Genomic DNA, 24,242 nt, shown 5'->3' with positions numbered 1-24,242 from the left:
CGGCACCCCTGCGGAATATATCCGCCGCAGACCCTCGTACGGCGCCGCCCGTTCAACCCTTCCCCCGACCTCGGTCGTGCCTGCGGCACGTCCGAGGAGCGTCGCACCCGTGCGACATGGGGAACTATGGCGTACTCGATCGGAGCCCGTCGAGGTCTTTTAGCCCAGGCTTAACATCCCTTGTCGGACACGCTCCAGGTAAAGTGCGGAAGGTCGCCAGGCGTCCCTAACCAGGCGACGGGGAGACGTTCCATGCTGAAGATCCACTTCTCCGGCGAGGACATCCTCCGGACCCGGGTGGCTCCGGCGGCGAATCCGGTCTGGGAAGCGGTGCTGAGTCTGCACCTGCTGCCGAAACGTACCGGGGATCCGCTGCTGTCCGGGTGGCGTCGCGACGTCCTGCGTGATCTGTACCGCGAGGAGAACATCGACGGCCTGCGGCTGTTGCTGGCGCTGAATCCGCCACGTGGATATTTCCCGGACTTCCTCACTCCGTACGAGAGCGTGGACGGGTTCGAGGCGGGGATGGAGGCCGTCCGGCGTACCCCGGTGTCGCTGCTGCACCGCGACCTCACCCTGGTGGCCAATACCCGAAGCCTGCCCGCCGACGCCGGCGCGCTGGCGCGGGGCGAGCCGGATGCCCTGGAGCAACTGACGACCGCGATGGGCCGCTACCGTGAGCTGGCCCTCGGGCCGTACTGGACGCACGTCCAGGCGGCGGTGGAGGCCGACCGGGCTCGGCGGGCGCGGACCCTGCTCGACGGTGGCGTCAAAGGGCTGCTGACCGGTCTGCGGCCGGGGGTGCGGTGGGACTCGGGCATCCTGGAGATCCCCGGTTATCCGAACAGCCGCGAGTTGCACCTGGAAGGACGCGGCCTGCTGCTGGTGCCGTCGTTCTTCTGCGCGGACATGCCTGTCGCGTTGCTCGATCCGGAACTGCCGCCGGTGCTGGTCTACCCGGTGGACCGGCTGGGTGGCCTGGCGTCGGACAAACCGGAGAAATCCACCACAGCGTTGGCCGCACTGCTCGGACGGACCCGCGCGGCGGTGCTCGCCGCCAGTGACGACGGCTGCAGCACCGGTGAACTGGCTCGCCGGCTGTACATCTCACCGGCCGCCGTCAGCCAGCACACCACCGTCCTGCGCAATGCCGGTCTGCTGGCCAGTCACCGCGACCGCAACACCGTCCTGCACACCCTCACCCCCCTGGGCCGCGCCATCCTGAACACCTGACCACTTCGTGCAGATCGGCCACGTGTCGTCGACCTTGCGGATCAGAGGGCCAGGGCGGCGACGGCGGTGGTGTGGGCGGGCGGTGGGAGGAGTTGAGAGGGGACGCCGTGCGCCGCGAGGGCGGTGCGCAGGCGCTGCACGTCGGCACCGAAACGCACCAGCTGCACCGGGCCGACCGGGGTGGGTGGGGAGCAGAGCACCAGAGCGGTCGCCTCGGCCGGCCAACCGGCCACGGTGGCGACCAGACCATTGCGTACGTCGCTGTCGGTGACCTGGGTGAAGACCGTGCCGGGAGTGACCACGTCCGCCACCGCGGCGATCGCCCGATCGACAGCCACCGGATCGGGGGCGGTGTCACCGGGGCGGTCGGCGATGGTGGCGGCAGCGGCCAGCCCGGTAGCCGTCGCCTCGGCGGTACCGAGCGCGAACAGGTCCATCGAGGCGTCCCGGACCAGGGCCCGGGCTCCCTCGCCGTCGTCGGGCGGGGTCGCGCTCAGGTAGCCACGGATCACCGCCACCGGCATCTGGTCGCACTTACCCTTGATCAGTTCGCCCGCCCCGGCCAACTCGTCGGCCACCGCCATCTGCGTCAGCACCAACTCGTTGCCGTACGGATCGACCTCGCCCCGGTGATCGCGGATGGCGCTCATCCCGGCCACGCCGAGGGCCACATCGGTCAGCCCGTTACGCCAGGGCCGCCCCATGGTGTCGCTGATGATGACGGCCACCTCCACGCCGTACCGGTCGCGCAGGTCGGCACGGAGCGCGCGGGCCGAGGCGTCCGGGTCCTCGGGGAGCAGGACCAGCCGCGTCTTGTCGACGTTGGAGGCGTCGATGCCGGCCGAGGCCATCACGAAGCCGTGCCGGGTCTGCACGATCCGGGTCGCGCCCCGGGTGGCCACCACCCGGGCGGTCTCGGCCGCGAGAATCTCGTCCCGAGCGGCCTGCCGTTCCGGGCCGTCGGCCGGGACGTCCACCAACCGGCCCTCCGCCTTGGACACGATCTTGCTGGTCACCACGAGCACGTCGCCGTCGCGCAGCCAGGGCGCAGCCGTCGCGATCAGTGCGGCCAGGTCGTCGCCCTCAGTCACGTGGCCGATGCCGGGCACCGGCAGGATCTCCAGTTTCATGCCATCCCCACCGCGGCGCGGACCATCGCCACCGTCGCCGCCTCGTCGCTCATCCGCAGCGGTGCCGCCCGCACAGACACCTGCGGCACCAGCGTCTGCGCATCCTCCTCCGCCACCAGCCAGCCGTCGAGCAGGCCACCGGCCGACCGTGCGCCGTACAACTGGCCGACACCGGCCGCGCTGCACTCCACCCCGACCACCGCCAGGCACCGGTCCGCCATCCCCCGCACCGGCGCGCCACCGATGATCGGCGACACGCCCACCACCGGCGCCGGCCCGTTCGCCACCGCGTCCCGCAGGCCCGCCACGGCCAGAATCGGCGTGATGCTGACCACCGGATTGCTCGGCGCGATCAGCACCACGTCCGCCTCGGCGATCGCCTCGGTCACGCCGGGAGCCGGCTTCGCCGCGTCCGCCCCGACGAACACGAACCGGTGCGTCGGCAACTGCGCCCGATGCCGCACCCACCACTCCTGGAAGTGAATCGCCCGCTGGGTACCGCCGAACTCGACACCATGGGCGTCGTTCGTGACTGCGGGGCTCGCAAGCTCACTCCTCGCACTCACGATGGCGTGGGTTTCGAGGCGGTCGTTGGTGGCCGGGAGCAGACGGATGCCCGGCTGCCAGCGGGTCGCCAACGCCTCGGTCACCTCGTGCAGGGGATAGCCCGCGTCCAGCATCTGGGTGCGAACCAGGTGGGTGGCGAGGTCCTTGTCGCCCAGCCCGAACCAGCTCGGCTCGGCACCGTACGCGGCCAACTCGTCCTTGACCGTCCAGCTTTCCCCGGTCCGGCCCCAGCCCCGCTCCGGGTCGGCACCCCCGCCGAGGGTGTACATGACGCTGTCCAGATCCGGGCAGACGCGTAGCCCGTGCAGGCGAAGGTCGTCGCCGACGTTGACCACTGCGGTAACCTCCGCGCCCACCTCCCGGGCGTAGGCCCGCACCCCGAGCAGGAAGCGGGCTCCGCCGATTCCCCCGGTCAGAACCACGATGCGCATCCGACCATCCTCGCCTACCTGACGCCTGCGGCGGAGAGTCGCCCGGGGAGACTAGGCTCACGTCGGCATCTGTCCGCTTTCGCCCCCAGGGAGAGTTCGTGACCAGCCCCGCCGAGCCCTCGCCCCACACCCCGCCGCCGGCCGGTCAGGTGACCCGGCCGCTGCGGGAACTCGCCGCCCTCGTGCTCCTGGCCGCGAACGCCGTATTCCTCTTCGTCGGTCTGATCCGGCTGGTGACCCCCCAGGGCGCCTACAGCACGGTGACCGGCCGTGCGGGCAGTGCCTTCTTCGCCTTCATCGGGCTGGAGGCGGTCGTGCTGCCGCTGTTGGCCGTGCTGCTGGCCACGCACATCGCCCCGGCGGTCCCGAAGGCGAAGCTGATCACACAGGTCGCGCTCGTGGAGTACGCGGTCAGCGCCGTGCTCGGCGGGCTGACCCTGTTGATCTGGATGGTCGGTCGGCTGGCCGAGGCGCAGATCTTCGACGCCCTCACCGGCATGCTCGCCCGGACCGCCTGGGTGGCGCTGTTCGGGCTGGCCGCGTACGTGGTGTGGAGCATCTGGCGGCGGCTCTACCACGTGCCCCGGCCAAAGGCCGAGCCCGGCGTGTACGGCACTCCGCAGCCCGGCTGGCCGGGCAACCCGGGCCAGCCCGGCGGCGGCGCGGGGCAGCCCTGGTACCCGGGCCAGCCCGGTCCCGGCGGGGCCGGCCAGTCCGGCTATCCGGGTCAGCCTGGTTCCGGTGCGGGCGGGCAGTCCGGTTATCCGGCCGAGGGGTGGTCGAGCGGCGGGTGGTCTGCTGGTGACCAGCCGAGCAGCGCCGGTGCGGGTCAGCAGACCGGTGCCTCCGCCGGGTGGCCGATGGCCGGGCAGGCGCCGTCGTCGGAGTCGTCCGCGTCCCCGCACACCTGGCCGCCGCACGGTCAGCCGGCCGTCCCCCCGCAGTCGCCACCGTCCGCGCCGCAGCCCTCCGCGCCGCCGTTCGGTCAGCCCGCGTCGGCCGACGCCACCCAGACCATCGCGCGCCAGAGCGCCGACCCGACCGAGGCCATCGCGCGCCCGACCGAAGCCAGGTCCAGCGCCGAGCCGACCGAAGCCATCGCTCGTCCGAGCGAGGCGACGTCCAGCGCCGAACCGACCCAGGCGCTGCCCCGGCCGGACGGTGACGATGACCGTACCCGGCGCATCGATCTGGGCGGGCAATCGACCTGACGTGTGACGCAACGGTGTGGTTGCCCACGCCGGCGCAAAGGGACGGGCCGCAGCGAATAGGCTGAGCGGATGGTTGACGGGAGCGGGCCCGTGTCGAGCGAGGCCGGCGTGCGCCGGGCGGTGCGCCGGGCTGCGGCCGGGCGGGCGCTCGACGTCGAGGAGGCGTCGACACTGCTGACCGCGCGCGGCGCGGCGCTTGACGAGTTGCTCGACATCGCCGGGGCGATCCGCGACGCCGGTCTGCGTGACGCCGGTCGGCCGGGTGTGGTGACGTACTCCAAGAAGGTCTTCATCCCGCTGACCCGGCTGTGCCGGGACCGCTGCCACTACTGCACCTTCGCCACCGTGCCGCACCGGTTGCCGGCCGCGTTCCTCGATCGCGACGAGGTGTTGGCGATCGCCCGGGCGGGTGCCGCGCAGGGGTGCAAGGAGGCGCTGTTCACGCTGGGCGACCGGCCGGAGGAGCGCTGGCCGGCGGCCCGGCAGTGGCTGGACGAGCGGGGCTACGAGTCGACCCTGGACTACCTGCGGGCCTGCGCGGTGGCGGTGCTGGAGGAGACCGGCCTGCTGCCGCACCTGAATCCGGGCGTGCTCTCCTGGTCGGAGTTGCAGCGGCTCAAGCCGGTCGCGCCGAGCATGGGCATGATGCTGGAGACCACCGCGCCCCGGCTCTGGTCGGAGCCGGGTGGCCCGCACTACGGCTCACCGGACAAGGAACCGGCGGTACGGCTGCGGGTGCTCGACGACGCCGGCCGGGTCGGCGTCCCGTTCACCACAGGCATCCTGATCGGCATCGGCGAAACCCTCGCCGAGCGGGTGGAGGCGATCTTTGCGATCCGCCGGGCGCACCGGGAGTACGGCCACCTCCAGGAGGTGATCGTGCAGAACTTCCGCGCCAAGCCGGACACCGCCATGCGGTCGATGCCCGACGCGGAGCTGCACGACCTCGCCGCGACCGTGGCGGTGGCCCGGGTGCTGCTCGGGCCGAAGGCGCGCATCCAGGCCCCGCCCAACCTGATCGCCGGCGAGTACGACCTGCTGCTGCGGGCCGGCATCGACGACTGGGGCGGGGTCTCCCCGGTGACCCCGGACCACGTCAACCCGGAGCGCCCCTGGCCGCAGCTCGACGAGTTGGCGGCGCGTACTGCCGGGGCCGGGTTCACGCTGCGGGAAAGGCTGACCATCTACCCGGAGTACGTGCGGGCCGGCGACCCGTGGCTGGATCCGCGGCTGCTGCCGCACGTCGGTGCGTTGGCCGATCCGGCGACCGGGCTGGCCGTGGAGTCGGCCCGGCCGGTGGGTCGGCCGTGGCAGGAGCCCGACGAGGCGTACGGCGGGCGTACCGACCTGCACGTCACCATCGACACCACGGGACGTACGGGCGACCGGCGAGGCGACTTCGACCACGTCTACGGCGACTGGTCGGAGGTGGCCGCCAAGGCCGTCGTACCTTCGACCCGGGCGGCGGAGGACGGCCCGGCGGGGGCGGCCGGCCGGTCGGCCACCGTGGGCGTCGGCGACGCCGACCTGCGCGCCGGGCTGCGGTTGGCCGCGCAGGATCCGGCGGCCCTGCTGGAGCCCCGGCACGCCGACGCGGCGCTGGCGTTGTTCGCCGCCGACGGCGAAGCGCTCGACGAACTCTGCCGTACCGCCGACGACCTGCGCCGCGACGCGGTGGGGGACGACGTCACCTACGTCGTCAACCGCAACATCAACTTCACGAACGTCTGCTACGTGGGCTGCCGCTTCTGCGCGTTCGCCCAGCGTGAGCGCGACGCCGACGCGTACCGGCTGTCGGTGGAGCAGGTCGCCGACCGGGCCGAGGAGGCGTGGCAGGCCGGTGCCAGCGAGGTCTGCCTCCAGGGCGGCATCGATCCGAAGCTGCCGGTGACCGGCTACGCCGACCTGATCCGGGCGATCAAGGCGCGGGTGCCGCAGCTGCACGTGCACGCCTTCTCGCCGATGGAGATCGCCACCGCCGCCGCCAAGGCCGGCGTGTCCGTGCGTGAGTGGCTCAGCGGGCTGCGCGAAGCGGGGCTGGACACCATCCCGGGCACCGCCGCGGAGATCCTCGACGACGAGGTGCGCTGGGTGCTGACCAAGGGCAAACTGCCGACCGCCGCCTGGGTCGAGGTGGTCAGCACCGCCCACGAGCTGGGCATCCGGTCCAGCTCCACGATGATGTACGGACACGTGGATCATCCGGGCCAGTGGCTGACCCACTTCCGGGTGCTGGCCGGGATCCAGGATCGTACGGGTGGGTTCACCGAGTTCGTGGCGCTGCCGTTCGTGCACACCAACGCGCCGATCTACCTCGCCGGCATCGCCCGGCCGGGGCCGACCTGGCGGGACAACCGGGCGGTGCACGCGATGGCGCGGGTGCTGCTGCACGGCCGCATCGACAGCATCCAGTGCTCCTGGGTGAAGCTCGGCGACGAGGGCAGCGCGGAGTTGCTGCGCAGTGGCTGCAACGACCTGGGCGGCACGTTGATGGAGGAGACCATCTCCCGGATGGCGGGCTCGGGCAACGGGTCGGCGCGTACCGAGGAGCAGTTGCGGGCGATCGCGGCGGCAGCGGGCCGACCGGCCCGTAGGCGTACGACTGCGTACGGTCACGTTCAAGCCTGACGTCGAACCTTCGTCAGCCGTCGGCCGTACCTGTCGATGCCGGCGGCGGTAGCGGCGAGGATCGCCGCCGGCAACTCCCTCACGGAGCCGGCGCGCGTCGTCGTGTCGGTCCGTCCGCCATCGCGGGCCGTGTGCGCCGCTGCCGGAAAGGTTGCCATGAGAACTGAGACGCGCAAGCGGCGTTGGCCGCGCTTGACCCGCCGGCAGACGTTGACAGCGGCGGCCAGCGCCACCCTCGGCGCGGCTGCTCTCGCCGTGCCGGGTCTGTCGTCCGCCGGTGACGACAAGGGCGCTGCCGCCGGTGTCGACGAGACGATCGTGGTGCACCTGCGGGACGGTCGCTCCGACGCGATGGACGTGTTCGTCGGTGAGTCCCGCATCGAGGTGCGGGACCGTGGCCTGGCCGATCGGTTGCGGCGCGCCGCTCGGCGCTGATCCCCACCGGTCGTCGAAATCCCCTTTCTTCTCGCTCAGTGAGGTGGCTGCGCCATGTCTTCCCACCGTGAGGCACCGGAGATCGCCAAGGATCCGGTCGCCGATTCCTCCGACCTGTACGCGTTCGTCACCCCGGACCGCCCGGACACCGTGACGCTGATCGCCAACTACGTGCCGCTGCAACTGCCCTCTGGCGGCCCGAACTTCTTCGAGTTCGGCGACGATGTGCGGTACGACATCCATATTGACAACAATGGGGACGGTCGGCCGGACGTCACCTACCGTTTCGAGTTCAGCACCGAGATCACGAACCCGAACAGCTTCCTTTACAACACCGGCCCGATCGAGGCGCTCGACAGCAAGAACTGGAACCGGCGGCAGTTCTACCGGTTGACCCGGATCGCCGGTGGCAAGGAACAGGTGCTGGCCCGCAAGCTGCCCTGCCCGCCGAGCAACGTGGGCCCACTGTCCACTCCGAAGTACGGCGACCTGGTGCGCCAGGCCACCTTCAACCTCTCCACGGGTGAGAAGGTCTTCGCCGGCCAGCGGGCGGACGGCTTCTACGTCGACCTGGGGGCGATCTTCGACCTCGGCACGTTGCGTCCGTTCCAGCAGCTGCACGTGGCGGGCAAGAAAATCTTCAAGGCCGCCGGTGAGCCGGTCAACGCGCTCGACCGGATGAACGTGCACAGCATCGCCCTCCAGGTGCCCGTCGGTAAGCTGCGCCGGCGTGCCGACCGGTACCACTGGCAGGAGCCGGCGTCGGTGATCGGGGTGTGGACGTCGGCCTCCCGGCGTCAGGTGCGGGTGCTTGGTGACAAGGTCGCCGCCGACACCAGCACCGGCCCGTTCACCCAGGTTTCCCGGCTGGGTAACCCGTTGTTCAATGAGGTAATCGTGCCGATGGCGCAGAAGGATCTGTGGAACACCCTGCCGCCGTCGGAGGACAAGCGGTTCGCGCAGTTCGTCGAGCAACCGGAGTTGGCCGCGCTGCTGCCGGTGCTCTACCCGGGCGTCTTCCCCAACCTGGAGAACCTGAACAAGTCGAAGAAGGCGCGGGCGGACCTCGTCGCCATCCTGCTCACCGGCATCCCGGAGGGGCTGATCAGGGGCTTCACCAACACCACCGGGGACACCCAGGCCGACATGCTGCGCCTGAACACCGCGATCGCGCCGGCCCGCCGACCGAACCGGCTCGGTGTGCTCGGCGGTGACCTGGCGGGTTACCCCAACGGCCGGCGGGTCACCGACGACGTGGTGACAATCGCGCTGCGGGCGATCGCCGGGCTCACCGTGCCGCTGGTGGACCGGAAGTTCACTCCGGACGATGCCGCCGCCGCGGTGACGCCGGGCCTGACCGAGGCCGACGTGACCGCGCCGTTCCTGCGCAATTTCCCATTCCTCGGTACGCCGTACGACGGGTTCAACAACCCGTCGGTGCAGACCTGAGCCGGGGTGTCGGATGACCGATCACGTGCACGCGTACGGGCCGACGGGCAGCGGAACCGTCCTGCTCAACCTGGGTGGCGACACCGGTGCTCTGATCATTTACACCGGGCGTCAACTGCTCGGCCGGGAAATTGAGATCAGCCCGCTGGGCGAGGACGGTCGACCGCGTACCCATGCTGCTGTGCGGGAACGCCCGGTCCAGGACGGGACGTTCCACAGTGCCGTGTATCCGGATCTCCCCGCTGGATCGTATACCATCTGGTGGGACGAAAAGCGGCCGGCCGGGACGGTCGCCGTGACCGGTGGCGGTGTGGCCGAGTTCGTCTGGCCCACCAGCGATTCTCCACCCACCGACTGACTCTGCTCGCTCTGCCGACGGCCGCGCCCAGTCCACATTGTGGACGAGGTGCGGCCGTCGCTTTTGTCGCCGACGGGCGGCGCCGGCGAAGTCGGGATAACCTTGCGGATCAAGATCAAAGGTTTGCCGGGGAGTCTGCCGGAAGCGCTTGCGCGCGGCCCGACGGGGCCGGCCGAGGAGCGAGCGCCACGGGAGAAAACTCGCGCAACTCGCCGGGAGGGGCGTTACTCGGCCGGGGTCTGAATCGATAGGGCAGGGCGAGGCCGGGTGGTCCGGACGGCCGTCCGGGGGCGTGTCGGGAGGGCGACTCCATTATCAAGTTTGGCTTGACGGCGCACGCATTACACGCGTGTAATTTGAATGGGGTTGTTCGCACGGAACGCAACAAAACGGGGCCGGACGGACAAACACGCCTTTCGCGTGGGGGGTTGCAGCGGCGATGACGCCGGTGCGCGACAAGGAGGCAACTGATGGACGGCCAACTCGAGGCGGCCGACCTGCTCGGAAACGCGCCGGAGTGGCAGGAGCGGGCGTTGTGCTCGCAGACCGACCCGGAGGCGTTCTTCCCCGAGAAGGGCGGCTCGACCCGCGAGGCGAAGCGGATCTGCTCGCGGTGTGAGGTCAAGACGGAGTGCCTCGAATACGCTCTCGGACACGACGAGCGGTTCGGGATCTGGGGCGGGCTCTCCGAGCGGGAGCGTCGCAAGCTCAAGCGGCGCGCCGCCTGATCCGTCGTCGGGTGGGGGCGGTGGGGGACCGCCCCGCCCAGACTGGGACGGCGTGTCGCGGTGGGGGCCGCGACAGTCGTTCGGACCCGAGGGTCAGGCCAGCTCGTCCGGGTCGACGCCGAGCAGGTTCGCCACCTGCTCGATGATCACGTCGTGCACCAGGTCGGCCAGGTCCTCCCGGTCCATCGCCCGGAACTCCAGCGGGCGGCGGTACAGCACGATCCGGGGCGGCACCTCCTGGCGGCCGGGCCGACCCGGCAGCAACCGGGCCAGCGGGACCTCGCCGTCCTCCAGCACGTCGGAGTCGTAGACGTTGAGTTCCGGCGGGACGTCCTCCACCGCGAACTCCACGCCGGCCAGCTCCTTGGCGAACCGGCGCTCCAGCGTCTCGACGGTGTCCAGCACGAGGTCGTCGAAGATCTCGGCCTTGGTGCGCGCCAGCGGCACGGTGGCCGGCACGAGCCGTCCGCGCAGGCCACGGCCATGCCGGTCGCGGTGGCCGCGCCGGCTGCCGCCGGGGCGGCGGCTCTCCGGGCTCGTCATGAGCCAAAGGGTAGCCGCCGCCCGGGGCAGGTCACAGCTGCGTCGGCACGTGGCGCGTCGGACCGTCGTGTGGGAAATGTGATCACCAAGACGGGCGTGTCGTAACGCGAAGCGGTGCGCCGGACCCGGTAATGGAGATACCCTGCGCCCGTGAGGTCACCACGGCGCTGCTCCCGCAACGGCTGCCCCCGGCAAGCAGTCGCCACGCTGACCTATGTCTACAACGAGTCGACAGCCGTGGTCGGCCCACTGGCCGCCTTCGCCGAACCGCACACGTACGACCTCTGCGAGCCGCACGCCCGCAGCCTCACCGCCCCTCGGGGTTGGGAGGTGGTCCGGCACGAGGGCGAGTTCGAGCCCCCGCCGCCCACCACCGACGACCTGGTCGCCCTCGCCGAGGCGGTACGTGAGGCCGCCCGCCCCGCCCCCCGTCCGCCCCAGGACGACCAGAACCCCAACGCCCAGGCGAGCACACCCCCCAGCTCCGCGACCTCCCGCCGCGGCCACCTCCGCGTGATCCCCCCGTCCCACTGACCCGCGCGGGCGTCCCGCCCGATTCCAGAGGTGCGGACGGAAGGGCTCAGCTGTCGAGCAGGCGGGAGAAGGTCTCGGCTCGGCGGGAAGGGCGGCCGGTGCGACTTTCGGCGTCGTCGGCGGAGTACATGACCCGTAGGCCGGCGTTGACGGCCAGCCAGCGCAGCGGCTCCGGCTCCCAGCGCGGAGACCGGTGGTTGACCCAGGGCAGTGCGGTCAGTTCGGTCCGCTCACCCCGGATCAGGTCGGCCAGGGTGCGTCCGGCCAGGTTGCTGGTGCCGACACCGTCACCCACGTACCCGCCGGCCCAGGCCAGCCCCTCGCTCGGGTGGTAGCCGACCGAGGCGGTCCAGTCCCGGGTCACCCCGAGCGGCCCACCCCAGGTGTGTGACACGGGCACGTCGGCGCCCAGCACCGGGAAGAGTTCGGTGAGCGTGCGACGCAGCGCCGCGAAGACCCGCGGCTCCCGGTCGTACGCGGCCCGCACCCGCGAGCCGAAATGGTACGGCGCACCCCGCCCGCCGAAGGCGAGCCGACCATCGGCGGTGCGTTGGCCGTAGATGATGACGTGCCGAAGATCCGTGAACGTCTCCCGCTCGACCAGGCCGATGTGGGCCCAGGTGGCCGGTGGGAGCGGCTCGGTGGCGAGCATCAGCGAGTAGACCGGAGCGATGGCCCGCCGCTGCCCGGGCAGCCCCGGGGTGTACCCCTCGGTCGCCCGCACCACCACCGGCGCGCGTACCGTCCCGTGCGGGGTCACCGCCGCGCCTCGACGGATCTGGGTGACCGGGGTCCGTTCGTGGAGGGTCACCCCTCGTCGCTCGACCGCCCGGGCCAGCCCGCGGACCAGCCGGGCCGGATGCACGGTCGCGCAGTGCGGGGTGTACGTGCCACCCCGTACCCCCTCGGCGGCGCACCGGGCCTCGGCCTCGTCGGGACCGAGCAGGGCGAGATCCTCGGCGCCGAAACCGAACTCCCGCGCCTCCAGGACGCTCGCGCGGGCCCGCTGCAGTTGCGGTGCGCTGCGGGCGAGCACGACAGTGCCGGCGTACGCCCAATGGCAGTCGATGCCCTCGGCCGCGACCACCCGGCCGACCTCGCGCACCGTGTCGTGCATGGTGCGCTGCATGGCGATCGCGGCGTCCCGACCGTGCCGACGGGCCAGCCCGGTCAGCGAGGTGGGCAGCAGCGCGGAACACCAGCCGCCGTTGCGCCCGGACGCGCCGAACCCGGCCACCTGGCGCTCCAGCACCACGATGCGCAACGTCGGGTCGGCCTGCGCCAGGTAGTACGCCGTCCAGAGCCCGGTGTAGCCGGCACCGACGATCACCACGTCGGCGTCGGCGTCACCGCCCAGCGTCGGACGCGGAGTCAGCGGCTCGTCGACGGTGGACAGCCAGTACGACAGGTCGTGGTAGGACACGGCGACTCCCGACGCTGCTGGTCGGACCGGACCTGACAGCCCGGCCCGACCAGGATGGACGCTGGCGCGGCCCGGCTTGTGTCAGAGGCGGGACCAGGCCTCGGTGAGTACGGTGCGCAGGATCTGCTCGATCTCGTCGAACTGCTGCTGCCCGGCGATCAGCGGCGGAGCGAGCTGCACCACCGGGTCACCCCGGTCGTCGGCCCGGCAGTAGAGCCCGGCGTCGAAGAGTGCGGTGGAGAGGAAGCCGCGCAGCAGCCGCTCCGACTCGGCCTCGTCGAAGGTCTCCCGGGTGGTCTTGTCCTTGACCAGTTCGATGCCGTAGAAGTAGCCGTCGCCCCGCACGTCGCCGACGATCGGCAGGTCGTGCAGCTTCTCCAGGGTCGACCGGAACGCGCCCTCGTTGGCCCGTACGTGCCCGACGAGGTCCTCCCGGGCGAAGACCTCCAGGTTGGCCAGGGCCACCGCGCAGGAGACCGGGTGACCACCGAAGGTCACCCCGTGGGCGAACATGCCGGTCTCGGTCAGGAACGGCTCCATCAGCCGGTCGCTGGCGATCATCGCGCCGAGTGGGGCGTACCCCGAGGTGATGCCCTTGGCGGTGGTGATGATGTCGGGCTGGTAGCCGTAGCGGACCGCGCCGAAGTACTCGCCGAGCCGCCCCCACGAGCAGATCACCTCGTCGCTGACCAGCAACACGTCGTACGCGTCGCAGATTTCACGGACCCGCTCGAAGTAGCCGGGCGGCGGCGGGAAGCAGCCGCCGGAGTTCTGCACCGGCTCCAGGAAGACCGCCGCGACGGTGTCCGGCCCCTCCCGCTCGATGGCGCGGCCGATCTCGTCGGCGGCCCACCGGCCGAACGCCACCGGGTCGTCGCCGTGCTCCGGCGCCCGGTAGAAGTTGGTGTTCGGCACCTTGATGCCGCCCGGGACCAGCGGCTCGAAGTCGGTCTTGATGCCGGGCAGGCCGGTGATCGACAGGGCACCCATCGAGGTGCCGTGGTAGGCGATGTACCGGCTGACCACCTTGTGCTTGGTCGGCTTGCCGACCCGCTTGAAGTACGCCCGGGCCAGCTTCCAGGCCGCCTCCACCGCCTCGGAGCCGCCGGTGGTGAAGAAGACCCGGTTCAGGTCGCCGGGGGTGAGGCTGGAGATCCGTTCGGCCAGCTCGACGGCGGTCGGGTGGGCGTACGACCAGAGCGGGAAGTAGGCCAGCTCGCCGGCCTGCTTGGCGGCGGCCTCTGCCAACTCGGTGCGCCCGTGGCCGGCGTTGACGACGAAGAGCCCGGCGAGCCCGTCCAGGTAGCGGCGACCCTGCGCGTCCCAGACGTACGCTCCTTCGCCGCGCACGATGGTCGGCACCTCGCCTGCGGAGTAGCTCGCCATCCGGGTGAAGTGCATCCAGAGGTGGTCGGTGGCGTTGGCCATGTCAGCCCCATCGGTCTCGGGCCGGTCAGGGGTCACCGGCCGCTCTGCCCACGGTTATCCCACAGTCAAGCGACGAATGGCAAGTGCAATCGGTTGACCAGGCGGCCATTGGCGACGGATTTAGCAAGTCCGGGCCTTGCGGGCAACGGAATCCGTACCGGAGTGTGACGCATGTCGGCTCCGGCGTCGCTGGTGGGGCCGGGCCGGGTGGGTGGGGGCATGTCGAGGGCGATTGGGGGGCGTTTCGGGGACGTTTGAAGTGCGCGAAACAGTCCTTACGCGACACGCCGGGACCGGGCGGACAGGGCCACCCAGGGTGGCTAGCGTGCTGCGCAACGTCACGGGTCGGGGTGGAGGTCGGGAGATGAACGAGGTGCTGCGGCTGGCGATGGCGAACAAGGGGGAGACGGCTGAGTCGTTGGCCGGGAAGGTTGGCGTCGACCCGAAGACGGCGGGTCGGTGGATCGCGGACGGGCGGGTTCCGCATCCTCGGACCAGGGTCGCGGTGGCCACGGTGCTCGGGCGGCAGGCCGAGGAGCTGTGGCCCGAGCCGTTTCGCCGCCGCGATCTGCCGTGGTTCCGGGAGTGGGCGGATCTGGAGCAGAAGGCCAGCTCACTCCGGTCGTACCAGCCGCTGTTGGTGCCGGGGTTGCTGCAGACCGAGGCGTACGCCCGGGGGGTGCTGGCCACCGGCGGCCTGATGTCGCCGACGGAGGTCGAGGAGATCGTTGCGGGGCGGATGGCGCGGCAGCGGGTGTTGGAGCGGGAGAGTCCGCTCCAACTGGTGGCGGTGATCGACGAGGTGGTGCTGCGTCGGCAGGTGGGCGGCGATCGGGCGGTGATGGTCGGGCAACTCGGCCACCTGGCGGAGTTGAGCGAGCGGGAGCACGTGCAGGTACGGGTGATTCCGGCGGAGAACCCGTGGCACACCGGGCTGGCCGGGCCGTTCGTGCTGGCCCGCACGCCGGACGGCGGTGAGGCGGCCTATCTGGACAATCAGCTGCGCGGTCAGGTGGTGACCGAGCGTGCCGACCTTGCTAGCCTGAGCGCGAGATGGGAGAGCGTCACCGGTGAGGCGCTGCCCCGTCGCCAATCCATCGAGCTGATCAGGGAAGTGGCGACGACATGGAGATGACCGGCGCCCGTTGGCGCACCGCCACCCGCAGCAGCAACAACGGCGGCGACTGTGTCGAGGTGGCCGACAACCTGCCCGGCCGGATCCTGGTGCGCGACAGCAAGGACCGGGCCGGTGGCGTCCTGACCTTCACCCCCGACGTCTGGCGCGCCTTCGTCGCCGCCACCGGGCGCCGACCCGGCCGCTGACTGTCGCGGTTCGCCGCGCCGGGCTGGCTGATCGACTCCGTTTCGCCGTAACGGCGGGGTCGACGCCGCCCTGATACCGCCGATACGGCGAAACGGAGTCGATCAAGCAGGGTGGGTCAGGCGGTGCCCCAGGTGTAGGTCTGCTTGCGGAGTTTGAGGTAGACGAACGCCTCGGTGGAGACGACGCCGGTGACGGCGCGCAGGCGTTGCAGGATCTCCAGCAGGTGCTCGTCGTTGCGGCAGACCACCTCGGCCAGCAGGTCGAACGAGCCGGCGGTGATCACCACGTAGTCGACCTCGTCGAACTCGGCGATCCGGTCGGCGACCGACTCCAGGTCACCATCGGTACGCAGGCCGATCATGGCCTGTCGGGGGAAGCCGAGTTGGAGCGGGTCGGTCACCGCGACGATCTGCATCACCCCGGCGTCGAGCAGGCGCTGCACCCGTTGGCGTACGGCTGCTTCGGAGAGCCCGACCGCCTTGCCGATGGTGGCGTACGGTCGGCGGCCGTCCTGCTGCAACTGTTCGATGATCTGCTTGGCCACGTCGTCGAGCAGGGCGTGGCTCGCGCCCTCGCGCACACTGACCCGGCGGCCCCCGTTGCCGTTGCCGTTGTCGTGCTGCCGGTTCGTCATCGACCGCTCCCCATGTCCGTCACCGGGCTGAGCCTAATGCCATCGGTGAGTTTGGCGTAATTCGTCGTCGGAAGCTAATGCGGCAACGGAATCCCTTGTACGAGAGGGTTCCTCATGTCAGGATCAGTCGTCCATCGCCATTGATCCTCCCGTCGGCGCGCCACCCCCCGTCCCGCCGCCGACCGATCAATAGGAGTCGTCACATGCGTAGTGCCTTCCGGCCCCTCACCCGGCGTGGTCTGCTCACCGGCACCCTCGGTTCGGCTGCGCTGCTCGCTGCGGGTGGCTCCCTCGCCGGCTGTGGCACCCCGGCCGCCCAACAGACCGAGGCCGGCTGCGTCAGCGAGGACCTTTCCGGTACGGAGAAGAAGCTCGCCTTCTCCAACTGGCCGCAGTACATGGACGTCGACGATGACGACAACGCCAAGCGACCCTCGTTGGACGGATTCGTCAGCAAGACCGGCATTCAGGTGGCCTACACCGAGGATGTCAACGACAACAACGAGTTCTTCGGCAAGGTGCAGAACCAGCTCGCCGCGTGCCAGGGCACCGGGCGGGACATCATGGTGCTCACCGACTGGATGGCCGCCCGGATGATCCGGCTGGGCTGGATCCAGAAGCTGGACAAGGCGAACCTGCCGAACGTCGAGGCGAACCTGCTGCCGTCGCTGCGCAACCGCCCCTTCGACGTGGACAACCATCTCGCCGTACCGTGGCAGTCCGGTCTGGCCGGGCTGGCCTACAACGGCCGGGTCACCGGTGAGCTGCGTACGCTCGACGAACTGCTCACCCGCCCGGATCTCAAGGGCAAGGTGACCGCGTTGACCGAAATGCGTGACACCATGGGGCTGATGTTGATGTCCAACGGGCACAACCCGTCCGACTTCACCAGCAACCAGTTCGACGACGCGCTCAACAAGCTCAAGCGGGCCGTCGACTCCGGGCAGATCCGCCGGTTCACCGGTAACGACTACGCGCCCGACCTGGCCAAGGGGGACATCGCGGCGTGCATCGGCTGGTCCGGTGACATCATCCAACTCGGCTTCGACGACGAGCAGATCAAGTTCGTGGTGCCCGATTCCGGGGTGATGCTCTGGTCGGACAACATGCTGGTGCCGAACAAGGCGACCCACAAGGCCAACGCCGAAGCGCTGATCAACTACTACTACGACCCTGCGGTCGCCGCCCAACTCGCCGCCTACGTCAACTACATCTGCCCGGTGCAGGGCGCGCAGGCGGAGATGGAGAAGATCGACCCGGAGCTGGCCGCCAACCCGTTGATCTTCCCCGACGAGGCCATCCTCTCCAAGGCGCGGGTCTTCATGGCGTTGGACGAGAAGCAGGAGCGCGAGTACGAGACCAAGTTCCAGCAGGTTATCGGAGCGTGACGATGGCGCGGGAGACACCGGCGGGCGACCTGCGCCTGGCCAACCTCACCAAGACGTTCGGCGCGTTCACCGCCGTCGACGATCTCAGCCTGACGATCGGCCAGGGCTCGTTCTTCGCCCTGCTCGGTGCCTCCGGCTGCGGCAAGACGACCACGTTGCGGATGATCGCCGGGCTGGAGGAGCCGACCAGCGGGCAGGTGCTGCTCGGTGACCGGGACATCGCCGGGCTGCGCCCGTACAAGCGGCCGGTCAACACGGTGTTCCAGAGCTACGCCCTCTTTCCGCACCTGGACATCTTCGAGAACGTGGCATTCGGGCTGCGTCGACGCGGCATCCGGTCGGTGGACAGCCAGGTGCGCGAGATGCTGTCGCTCGTGCAACTCGACGGGTACGAGCGACGTCGCCCGACCCAGCTCTCCGGTGGGCAGCAGCAGCGGGTCGCGCTGGCCCGGGCGCTGATCAACCACCCGCAGGTGCTGCTGCTCGACGAGCCGCTGGGCGCGCTGGACCTCAAACTGCGTCGTCAGATGCAGATCGAACTCAAGCGGATCCAGACCGAGGTCGGCATCACCTTCGTGCACGTCACCCACGACCAGGAGGAGGCCATGACGATGGCCGACACGGTCGCGGTGATGAACGCCGGGCGGATCGAGCAACTCGGCGCACCTGCCGACATCTACGAGTTCCCGGCCACCGCGTTCGTGGCCAACTTCCTCGGCCAGTCCAACCTGATCGCCGGTGAGGTCTCCGGCAGCAACGGCGACGACACCCTGGTCACCGCGCGAGGGGCGCGGTTCTCCGTGCCGTCGGCCCGGGCCCGCACCGACCAGGGCCCGGTCTACCTGGGCGTACGCCCGGAGAAGCTGCACCTGGCCGGGGCCGCCGTGCAGGTGCCCGCCGGCAGTCAGCATCTCGAAGGGACCATCTCCGACGCCTCGTACGTCGGGGTGAGCACCCAGTATCTGCTGCGCACCAGTTGGGGCACGGAGCTGAGCGTGTTCGTCGCCAACAGCGGGACCCAGCAGCGCTTCGCCGTCGGGGAGCGGGCCGTGGCGTACTGGGACCCCCGGCACGCCTTCCTGCTCGGCCGCCGCGCCGACGAGGACGACCGCACCACACCGGTGCTCGACCAGCCGGTGGGCGCTTCCTCATGAGCATCCTGGCGCACGTACCCACCGGATCCGGGCAGCCGGCGTCGCCGCCGCAAGCTGCCCGATCGGCGCGGTACCGGTTCCTGCCGTACCTGCTGTTGTTGCCCGGCGCGGCCTGGCTGCTGCTGTTCTTCGCCGTGCCGCTGGTGCAACTCGCCTCGGCCAGCCTCTACGACCCGGAGGGCTCACTCTCCACCGGGTACGCGCTGACCTGGGCCTTCGGTAACTATCCGACGGCGCTGCAGCAGTACTGGCCGCAGTTCAGCCGGTCGTTCCTGTACGCCGGCATGGCGCTGGTGCTGGCGCTGCTGATGGGCTACCCGCTGGCGTACGCGATCGCGCAGAAGGCCGGCCGCTGGAAGAACCTGCTGCTGGTCTGCGTGGTGGCGCCCATGTTCACCAGCTTCCTGGTGCGCACCCTGGCCTGGAAGACCATTCTGTCGGACAACGGTTGGCTGGTCGGGCTGCTGCGCGACGTGCACCTGCTCGGGCCGGACGGGCGGCTGCTGGCCACCCCGATCGCCGTGGTGCTCGGCCTGACGTACAACTTCCTGCCGTTCCTGGTGCTGCCGCTGTACGCGAGCCTGGAGCGGCTCGACTACCGGCTGCTGGAGGCCTCCAGCGACCTGTACGCCAGTCCGCTGAAGACCTTCCGTCGGGTCACCCTGCCGCTGTCGATGCCCGGTCTGATCGCCGGCACCCTGCTCTTCTTCATCCCGGCGACAGGTGACTACATCAACGCCGAACTGCTGGGCACCCCGAACCAGTACATGATCGGCAACGTCATCGACTCGGCCTTCCTGGTCCGGCTGGACTACCCGCAGGGCGCGGCCCTGTCGTTCCTGCTGATGTCGGCGATCCTCGCGGTGGTCTTCGTCTACCTGCGCCGGGCCGGTACGGAGGAAGTCCTATGAGCCGGGTCTCTCGCTGGTTCGCCCAGCACTGGGTGATGGGGGTCGCGCTGCTGGTGCTCGGCTACCTGTTCCTGCCGATCGCCGTGGTCGCCGCGCTGTCGTTCAACCGCCCGTCGAGCCGACTGTCGTACGACTTCAACGAGTTCACCCTCGACAACTGGCGCAACCCGTGCGCCACCTCCGACATGTGCGACGCGGTGCTGCGCAGTGCGCAGATCGGCTTCCTCGCCACCGTGGCCGCCACCGCGCTCGGCACGCTTATGGCGTTCGCGCTGGTCCGGCACCGGTTCCGGGGCCGTTCCGGGCTCAACGTGCTGATCTTCCTGCCGATGGCCACCCCGGAACTGGTGATGGGCACCTCGCTGCTCGCCCTCTTCGTCGCCGGTGGGGTGCCGCTGGGCTTCTGGACCATCGTCATCGCGCACGTGATGTTCTGCCTGTCGTTCGTGGTGGTGACGGTCAAGGCGCGGCTGGCCGGGATGGACCGGCGGCTGGAGGAGGCCGCGATGGACCTGTACGCCAGCGAATGGCAGACGTTCCGCCGGATCACCCTGCCGCTGGTGCTGCCCGGCATCGTCGCCGCCGCCCTGCTGGCCTTCTCGCTGAGCTTCGACGACTTCATCATCACGAACTTCAACTCCGGCACGACCGTCACGTTCCCGATGTACGTCTGGGGTGCCGCCCAGCGGGGCATCCCGCCGCAGGTAAACGTCATCGGCACGGCCATGTTCGCGATCGCGTTGCTGCTGGTGCTGGCCACCATGCTGCGGGGGCGGCGGGTCCGCCGGTCGGCGATCACGGCGGCCGTTCCGGCGCCCCGGGCGGCCAGCCGGTCATGAACCTCCCGCCGCCCGGCCGGGCCCTCACCGACGCGGTACGCGCACCGTACTGGCTCGACCGGCCGGAGCGCCCCGACCCGGTGCCGCCGCTGGCCGGGCCGACAAGCGCCGACCTGCTGGTGATCGGTGGCGGGTACGGCGGGTTGTGGGCCGCCCTGCTGGCCAAGCAGGCCGACCCGGGACGGGACGTGCTGCTGGTGGAGGCGGGCAGCTGCGGCTGGGCGGCGTCCGGACGCAACGGCGGGTTCTGCGCCGCCTCGCTGACCCACGGGCTGGCCAACGGGGTGCAACGCTTCCCCGACGAGATCGACGAGTTGGAGCGGCTCGGCCGGGAGAACCTGGACGCCATCGCGGCGACCGTGGCCGCGTACGGCATCGACTGCGACTTCGAACGCACCGGCGAGTTGGCGGTGGCGGTCGAGCCGTACCAGCTCGACGGGTTGGCCGAGGACGTCGCGTTGGCCCGCCGGTACGGCCACGACGTCAGCCTGCTCGACGCCGACGAGGTGCGGGCCGAGGTGGACTCACCGACGTACCTCGGCGGGTTGTGGGACCGCGACCGGGTGGCGATGCTCGACCCGGCGCGACTGGTCTGGGGGCTGCGTCGGGCCTGCCTCGACCTCGGCGTACGCATCCACGAGCACACCCGGGTGACCGGGCTGCGCCGGGCCGGTGCGGCGCTGCTCGCCGAGACCACAGGCGCCGACGGCGTGCCCGGGGCGGTACGCGCCGACCGGGTGGTGCTGGCCACCAACGCGTTCCCGCCGCTGCTGCGCCGGCTGCGCGCCTGGGTGGTGCCGGTGTACGACTACGCGCTGATGACCGAACCGTTGACGCCCGCGCAGCGCGACGCCATCGGCTGGCGCAACCGGCAGGGATTGGCGGACACCGGCAACCAGTTCCACTACTACCGGATCACCGGCGACGGTCGGATCCTGTTCGGCGGCTACGACGCGGTCTACCACTACGGCAACCGGATGGCCCCCGCCCTGGAACAGCGCGACGCCACCTTCACGGCCCTGGCCACGCACTTCTTCACCACCTTTCCGCAACTGGCCGACCTGCGGTTCAGCCACCGGTGGGGCGGGGTGATCGACACCTGCACCCGGTTCTGCGCGTTCTTCGGCACCGCGTACGACGGGCGACTGGCGTACGCGGGCGGCTACACCGGGCTGGGGGTCGGGGCGACCCGGTTCGGTGCCCGCGTCCTGCTCGACCTGGTCGCCGGGGCGGACACCCCGCTGACCCGGCTCGCCCTGGTGCGCGACAAGCCGCTGCCGTTCCCGCCCGAACCGGCCCGCGCGGTCGGCATCGGGTTCACCCGCTGGTCCCTGGCCCGCGCCGATGCGCATGAAGGGCGGCGCAACCTCTGGCTCCGTACGCTCGATCGGGTTGGTTTGGGGTTTGATTCCTGATGCGTGTTCTGCTTGTCGGCGCTGGTGGGGTCGGTGCCGCCGTGGTCGCCATCGCGGCGCGGCGCGCCTTCTTCGAGGCCATGGTGGTCGCCGACTACGACCCCGCCCGCGCGGCGCGGGCGGTCGACGGCCGCGACGCCCGCTTCGTCGCCGCGACGCTTGACGCCGGCTCCGCCGAGGCGGTCGCCGCGGCCTGCCGCGAGCATCGGATCACCCACGTGCTCAACGCGGTCGACCCGCGGTTCGTCATGCCGATCTTCGAGGGGGCGTACGCGGCCGGCGCCGACTACCTGGACATGGCGATGTCGCTGTCGAAGCCGCACCCGGACCGGCCCTACCGGGAGACCGGCGTCAAGCTCGGCGACGAGCAGTTCGCGGTGGCGCAGCGCTGGGCCGACGCGGGTCGGCTGGCGCTGTGCGGCATCGGCGTGGAACCGGGCCTGTCCGACGTCTTCGCCCGCTACGCCGCCGACGAACTCTTCGCCGACATCGACGAGATCGGGGTACGCGACGGGGCGAACCTGACAGTCGACGGCTACGACTTCGCGCCGTCGTTCTCCATCTGGACCACCATCGAGGAATGCCTCAACCCGCCGGTGATCTGGGAGGACGGGCGCGGCTGGTTCACCACCGAGCCGTTCAGCGAACCGGAGGTGTTCCACTTCCCCGCAGGCATCGGGCCGGTCGAGTGCGTCAACGTGGAACACGAGGAGGTGCTGCTGATCCCGCGTTGGGTGCCGGCGAAGCGGGTCACCTTCAAGTACGGCCTCGGCGACGAGTTCATCGAGGTGCTCAAGACGCTGCACAAGCTCGGCCTTTCCGGCGACGTCGCCGGTACAGGTGGGCGGGGTGTCGGTGTCGCCGCGCGACGTGGTGGCCGCCTGCCTGCCCGACCCGGCCACCCTCGGCGACCGGATGCGCGGCAGGACCTGCGCCGGCACCTGGGTACGCGGCACCGGTGTCGACGGCCGACCCCGCGAGGTCTACCTCTACCACGTGGTCGACAACGAGTGGTCGATGCGCGAGTACGGCCACCAGGCGGTGGTCTGGCAGACCGCCATCAACCCGGTCGTCGCCCTGGAACTGCTGGCCGGTGGCGCCTGGTCGGGTGTCGGAGTGCTCGGCCCCGAGGCGTTGCCCCCGAAACCCTTCCTCGACCTGCTCACCGACTACGGCTCACCCTGGGGCATGGAGGAACGATGACCCGCTACGGCCCGATGTTCGGCCCCGACGTCACATTCCTCGGCGTGCCACCCTGCACCATCGAGGAACCGGTGACGTACGCCGACGCCGACGTGGTCATCATCGGCGCGCCCTTCGACGGCGGCACCTCACACCGCCCCGGCACCCGGTTCGGCCCGTCGGCCATCCGCCAGGCCTGCTACCTGCCGCACGACGGCTCCCGCCCCTCCCTGGCCCTGCGCGTCGACGCCCTCAAGGACCTGTGCGTGTACGACGCCGGTGACGTGGAGATGTTCTCCGGCGACATCGACCGCTCCCTGGCCGCCCTGGAAACCGCCGTGTACGCGGTGACGTCGGCCGGCGCGATCCCGGTGATCCTCGGCGGCGACCACTCCATCGCCCTGCCCGACGCCACCGGAGTGGCCCGCCACCACGGGCTCGGCCGGGTGTCGCTGCTGCACTTCGACGCCCACGCCGACACCGGGGACATCGAGTTCGGCTCCCTGCACGGGCACGGCCAACCGATGCGTCGACTCATCGAGTCCGGCGCGGTACGCGGCGACCGCTTCCTCCAGATCGGACTGCGCGGCTACTGGCCGGGCCCGGAGACGCTGCGGTGGATGGCCGAGCAGCGGATGCGCTCGTACGAGATGACCGAGATCGTGGCCCGGGGCCTGGACGACTGCCTGTCCGAGGCGTTCGACATCGCCACCGACGAGTGCGAGGGAGTCTTCCTCTCCGTCGACGTGGACGTGGTCGACCCGGGCATGGCACCCGGCACCGGCACCCCCGAGCCCGGTGGCTTCACCTCCCGCCAACTGCTCGACGCGGTCCGCCGGGCCTGCTACGAACTCCCGATCGTCGGAGTCGACGTGGTCGAGGTCGCCCCACCGTACGACCACGCCGACATCACCGCCTACCTGGGCAACCGCATCGTCCTGGAAGCCCTCTCCGCCATCGCCCGCCGCCGCCACGACGCCACCGGCACCCCACCCTGGACCCCCACCCAACCCCTCCTCGACTCCCGCTGACCCCACCCCCCCCGCCCCGCGCTCCTCACCCCTCACGCCCGCGCCCTCTCACGCCCGCGCCCGCGCGCCCCGCGCTCCAGCCCCGTCGATCTTGCACTTTTGGTCGGGGAATACGGGACATAAGACGTGAATCGGCGACGGTAAGTGCAAGATCGACGAGGTGGGGTGGGGGTGGGGGTGGGGTGGGGGTGGGGGTGTTTAGCACGAGGGAGGGGGTGGGTGGGGGTTATCCACAGGGCGGGTGGTTGTCCACAGGGGGCGGGTGC

At 70.7% G+C, this 24,242-nt stretch carries 22 protein-coding genes and 1 pseudogene; 17 read left to right on the top strand and 6 right to left on the bottom strand.

All coding sequences use genetic code 11. The features are described from left to right. The first annotated feature begins 252 nt into the window (after positions 1-252). Entirely contained in the window at positions 253-1,233 is a 981-nt protein-coding gene (locus EG812_RS13265) for an ArsR/SmtB family transcription factor (RefSeq protein ID WP_126711690.1), read from the top strand. A 41-nt stretch (positions 1,234-1,274) separates the two neighbouring features. Here EG812_RS13265 and EG812_RS13260 read toward each other — a convergent pair whose 3' ends face one another. Next, positions 1,275-2,363, bottom strand: coding sequence for a coenzyme F420-0:L-glutamate ligase (locus EG812_RS13260; protein WP_013731681.1), 1,089 nt, complete (start codon positions 2,361-2,363; stop codon positions 1,275-1,277). Then, positions 2,360-3,361, bottom strand: coding sequence for a 2-phospho-L-lactate transferase (gene cofD / locus EG812_RS13255; RefSeq protein ID WP_013731682.1), 1,002 nt, complete (start codon positions 3,359-3,361; stop codon positions 2,360-2,362). Before cofD ends, EG812_RS13260 begins: the two co-directional genes overlap by 4 nt. Positions 3,362-3,459: 98 nt before the next feature. On the opposite strand from cofD, the gene EG812_RS13250 reads away from it, so the two are divergent. The 6 genes from EG812_RS13250 (at position 3,460) to EG812_RS13225 (ending at position 10,170) form a co-directional block, all read left to right on the top strand. Continuing rightward, the gene (locus EG812_RS13250) at positions 3,460-4,572 is read left to right on the top strand and encodes a hypothetical protein (protein ID WP_013731683.1); all 1,113 of its coding nucleotides are present in this window, start codon (positions 3,460-3,462) and stop codon (positions 4,570-4,572) included. A gap of 69 nt (positions 4,573-4,641) precedes the next feature. Continuing rightward, complete coding sequence (locus EG812_RS13245) at positions 4,642-7,200, top strand: bifunctional FO biosynthesis protein CofGH (RefSeq protein WP_043719742.1); 2,559 nt, start codon at positions 4,642-4,644, stop codon at positions 7,198-7,200. Between the two features lie 156 nt (positions 7,201-7,356). Further along, the gene (locus EG812_RS13240; protein WP_043719744.1) at positions 7,357-7,635 is read left to right on the top strand and encodes a hypothetical protein; all 279 of its coding nucleotides are present in this window, start codon (positions 7,357-7,359) and stop codon (positions 7,633-7,635) included. Between the two features lie 54 nt (positions 7,636-7,689). Then, positions 7,690-9,084 (top strand): DUF4331 domain-containing protein, encoded by a 1,395-nt coding sequence (locus EG812_RS13235; RefSeq protein WP_013731686.1) that lies wholly within the window; start codon positions 7,690-7,692, stop codon positions 9,082-9,084. A 13-nt stretch (positions 9,085-9,097) separates the two neighbouring features. Continuing rightward, positions 9,098-9,442, top strand: a complete 345-nt coding sequence (locus EG812_RS13230) for a hypothetical protein (protein WP_043719747.1) — start codon at positions 9,098-9,100, stop codon at positions 9,440-9,442. 470 nt (positions 9,443-9,912) lie between these two features. Continuing rightward, entirely contained in the window at positions 9,913-10,170 is a 258-nt protein-coding gene (locus tag EG812_RS13225; RefSeq protein WP_013731688.1) for a WhiB family transcriptional regulator, read from the top strand. Positions 10,171-10,263: 93 nt separating this feature from the next. Here the strand turns inward: EG812_RS13225 and EG812_RS13220 are convergent, their stop codons facing one another. Further along, complete coding sequence (locus tag EG812_RS13220; protein WP_043719749.1) at positions 10,264-10,713, bottom strand: metallopeptidase family protein; 450 nt, start codon at positions 10,711-10,713, stop codon at positions 10,264-10,266. 150 nt (positions 10,714-10,863) lie between these two features. On the opposite strand from EG812_RS13220, the gene EG812_RS13215 reads away from it, so the two are divergent. Beyond that, a complete protein-coding gene (locus tag EG812_RS13215) occupies positions 10,864-11,247 on the top strand; it encodes a DUF3499 domain-containing protein (RefSeq protein ID WP_050814541.1) in 384 nt (127 codons plus the stop codon). Between the two features lie 46 nt (positions 11,248-11,293). Here the strand turns inward: EG812_RS13215 and EG812_RS13210 are convergent, their stop codons facing one another. Both EG812_RS13210 and EG812_RS13205 read right to left on the bottom strand, forming a co-directional pair. Continuing rightward, positions 11,294-12,670, bottom strand: a complete 1,377-nt coding sequence (locus EG812_RS13210) for an NAD(P)/FAD-dependent oxidoreductase (RefSeq protein WP_013731691.1) — start codon at positions 12,668-12,670, stop codon at positions 11,294-11,296. Positions 12,671-12,751: 81 nt separating this feature from the next. Continuing rightward, entirely contained in the window at positions 12,752-14,098 is a 1,347-nt protein-coding gene (locus EG812_RS13205) for an aspartate aminotransferase family protein (protein WP_013731692.1), read from the bottom strand. 325 nt (positions 14,099-14,423) lie between these two features. Between EG812_RS13205 and EG812_RS13200 the strand changes: the two genes are divergently transcribed. Together EG812_RS13200 and EG812_RS13195 are read left to right on the top strand one after the other, a co-directional pair. Further along, a complete protein-coding gene (locus EG812_RS13200; RefSeq protein WP_233579469.1) occupies positions 14,424-15,233 on the top strand; it encodes a Scr1 family TA system antitoxin-like transcriptional regulator in 810 nt (269 codons plus the stop codon). After that, positions 15,224-15,421, top strand: a complete 198-nt coding sequence (locus EG812_RS13195; protein WP_126711689.1) for a DUF397 domain-containing protein — start codon at positions 15,224-15,226, stop codon at positions 15,419-15,421. The genes EG812_RS13200 and EG812_RS13195 overlap by 10 nt, the downstream gene beginning before the upstream one ends. A gap of 116 nt (positions 15,422-15,537) precedes the next feature. Here the strand turns inward: EG812_RS13195 and EG812_RS13190 are convergent, their stop codons facing one another. Continuing rightward, positions 15,538-16,056: an Lrp/AsnC family transcriptional regulator gene (locus EG812_RS13190; RefSeq protein WP_013731695.1), complete on the bottom strand. Its 519-nt coding sequence runs from the start codon at positions 16,054-16,056 to the stop codon at positions 15,538-15,540. A gap of 203 nt (positions 16,057-16,259) precedes the next feature. Here EG812_RS13190 and EG812_RS13185 point away from each other — a divergent pair, with 203 nt between their 5' ends. From EG812_RS13185 to speB, 7 genes and pseudogenes are all read left to right on the top strand, one after another. Next, the gene (locus tag EG812_RS13185; protein ID WP_013731696.1) at positions 16,260-17,444 is read left to right on the top strand and encodes a polyamine ABC transporter substrate-binding protein; all 1,185 of its coding nucleotides are present in this window, start codon (positions 16,260-16,262) and stop codon (positions 17,442-17,444) included. A 2-nt stretch (positions 17,445-17,446) separates the two neighbouring features. Then, on the top strand, positions 17,447-18,598 hold the full coding sequence (locus EG812_RS13180; RefSeq protein WP_043719755.1) for an ABC transporter ATP-binding protein: 1,152 nt from the start codon (positions 17,447-17,449) through the stop codon (positions 18,596-18,598). Beyond that, positions 18,595-19,509, top strand: coding sequence for an ABC transporter permease (locus EG812_RS13175; protein WP_013731698.1), 915 nt, complete (start codon positions 18,595-18,597; stop codon positions 19,507-19,509). Before EG812_RS13180 ends, EG812_RS13175 begins: the two co-directional genes overlap by 4 nt. Beyond that, positions 19,506-20,348, top strand: coding sequence for an ABC transporter permease (locus EG812_RS13170; protein WP_013731699.1), 843 nt, complete (start codon positions 19,506-19,508; stop codon positions 20,346-20,348). Before EG812_RS13175 ends, EG812_RS13170 begins: the two co-directional genes overlap by 4 nt. Further along, positions 20,345-21,763: an NAD(P)/FAD-dependent oxidoreductase gene (locus EG812_RS13165; RefSeq protein WP_013731700.1), complete on the top strand. Its 1,419-nt coding sequence runs from the start codon at positions 20,345-20,347 to the stop codon at positions 21,761-21,763. Before EG812_RS13170 ends, EG812_RS13165 begins: the two co-directional genes overlap by 4 nt. Beyond that, positions 21,763-22,966, top strand: a pseudogene (locus EG812_RS30060) (saccharopine dehydrogenase family protein). Before EG812_RS13165 ends, EG812_RS30060 begins: the two are co-directional and overlap by 1 nt. Continuing rightward, on the top strand, positions 22,963-23,976 hold the full coding sequence (gene speB / locus EG812_RS13155; RefSeq protein ID WP_013731702.1) for an agmatinase: 1,014 nt from the start codon (positions 22,963-22,965) through the stop codon (positions 23,974-23,976). The pseudogene EG812_RS30060 and the gene speB overlap by 4 nt, the downstream one beginning before the upstream one ends. Positions 23,977-24,242 lie beyond the last annotated feature (266 nt).

Origin of the sequence: Verrucosispora sp. FIM060022, from assembly GCF_003977705.1 — a bacterium.
GTDB lineage: Bacteria > Actinomycetota > Actinomycetes > Mycobacteriales > Micromonosporaceae > Micromonospora > Micromonospora gifhornensis.
The sequence above is the reverse complement of the archived record's forward strand: the minus strand, read 5'-3'. Positions and strand labels throughout refer to the sequence as shown.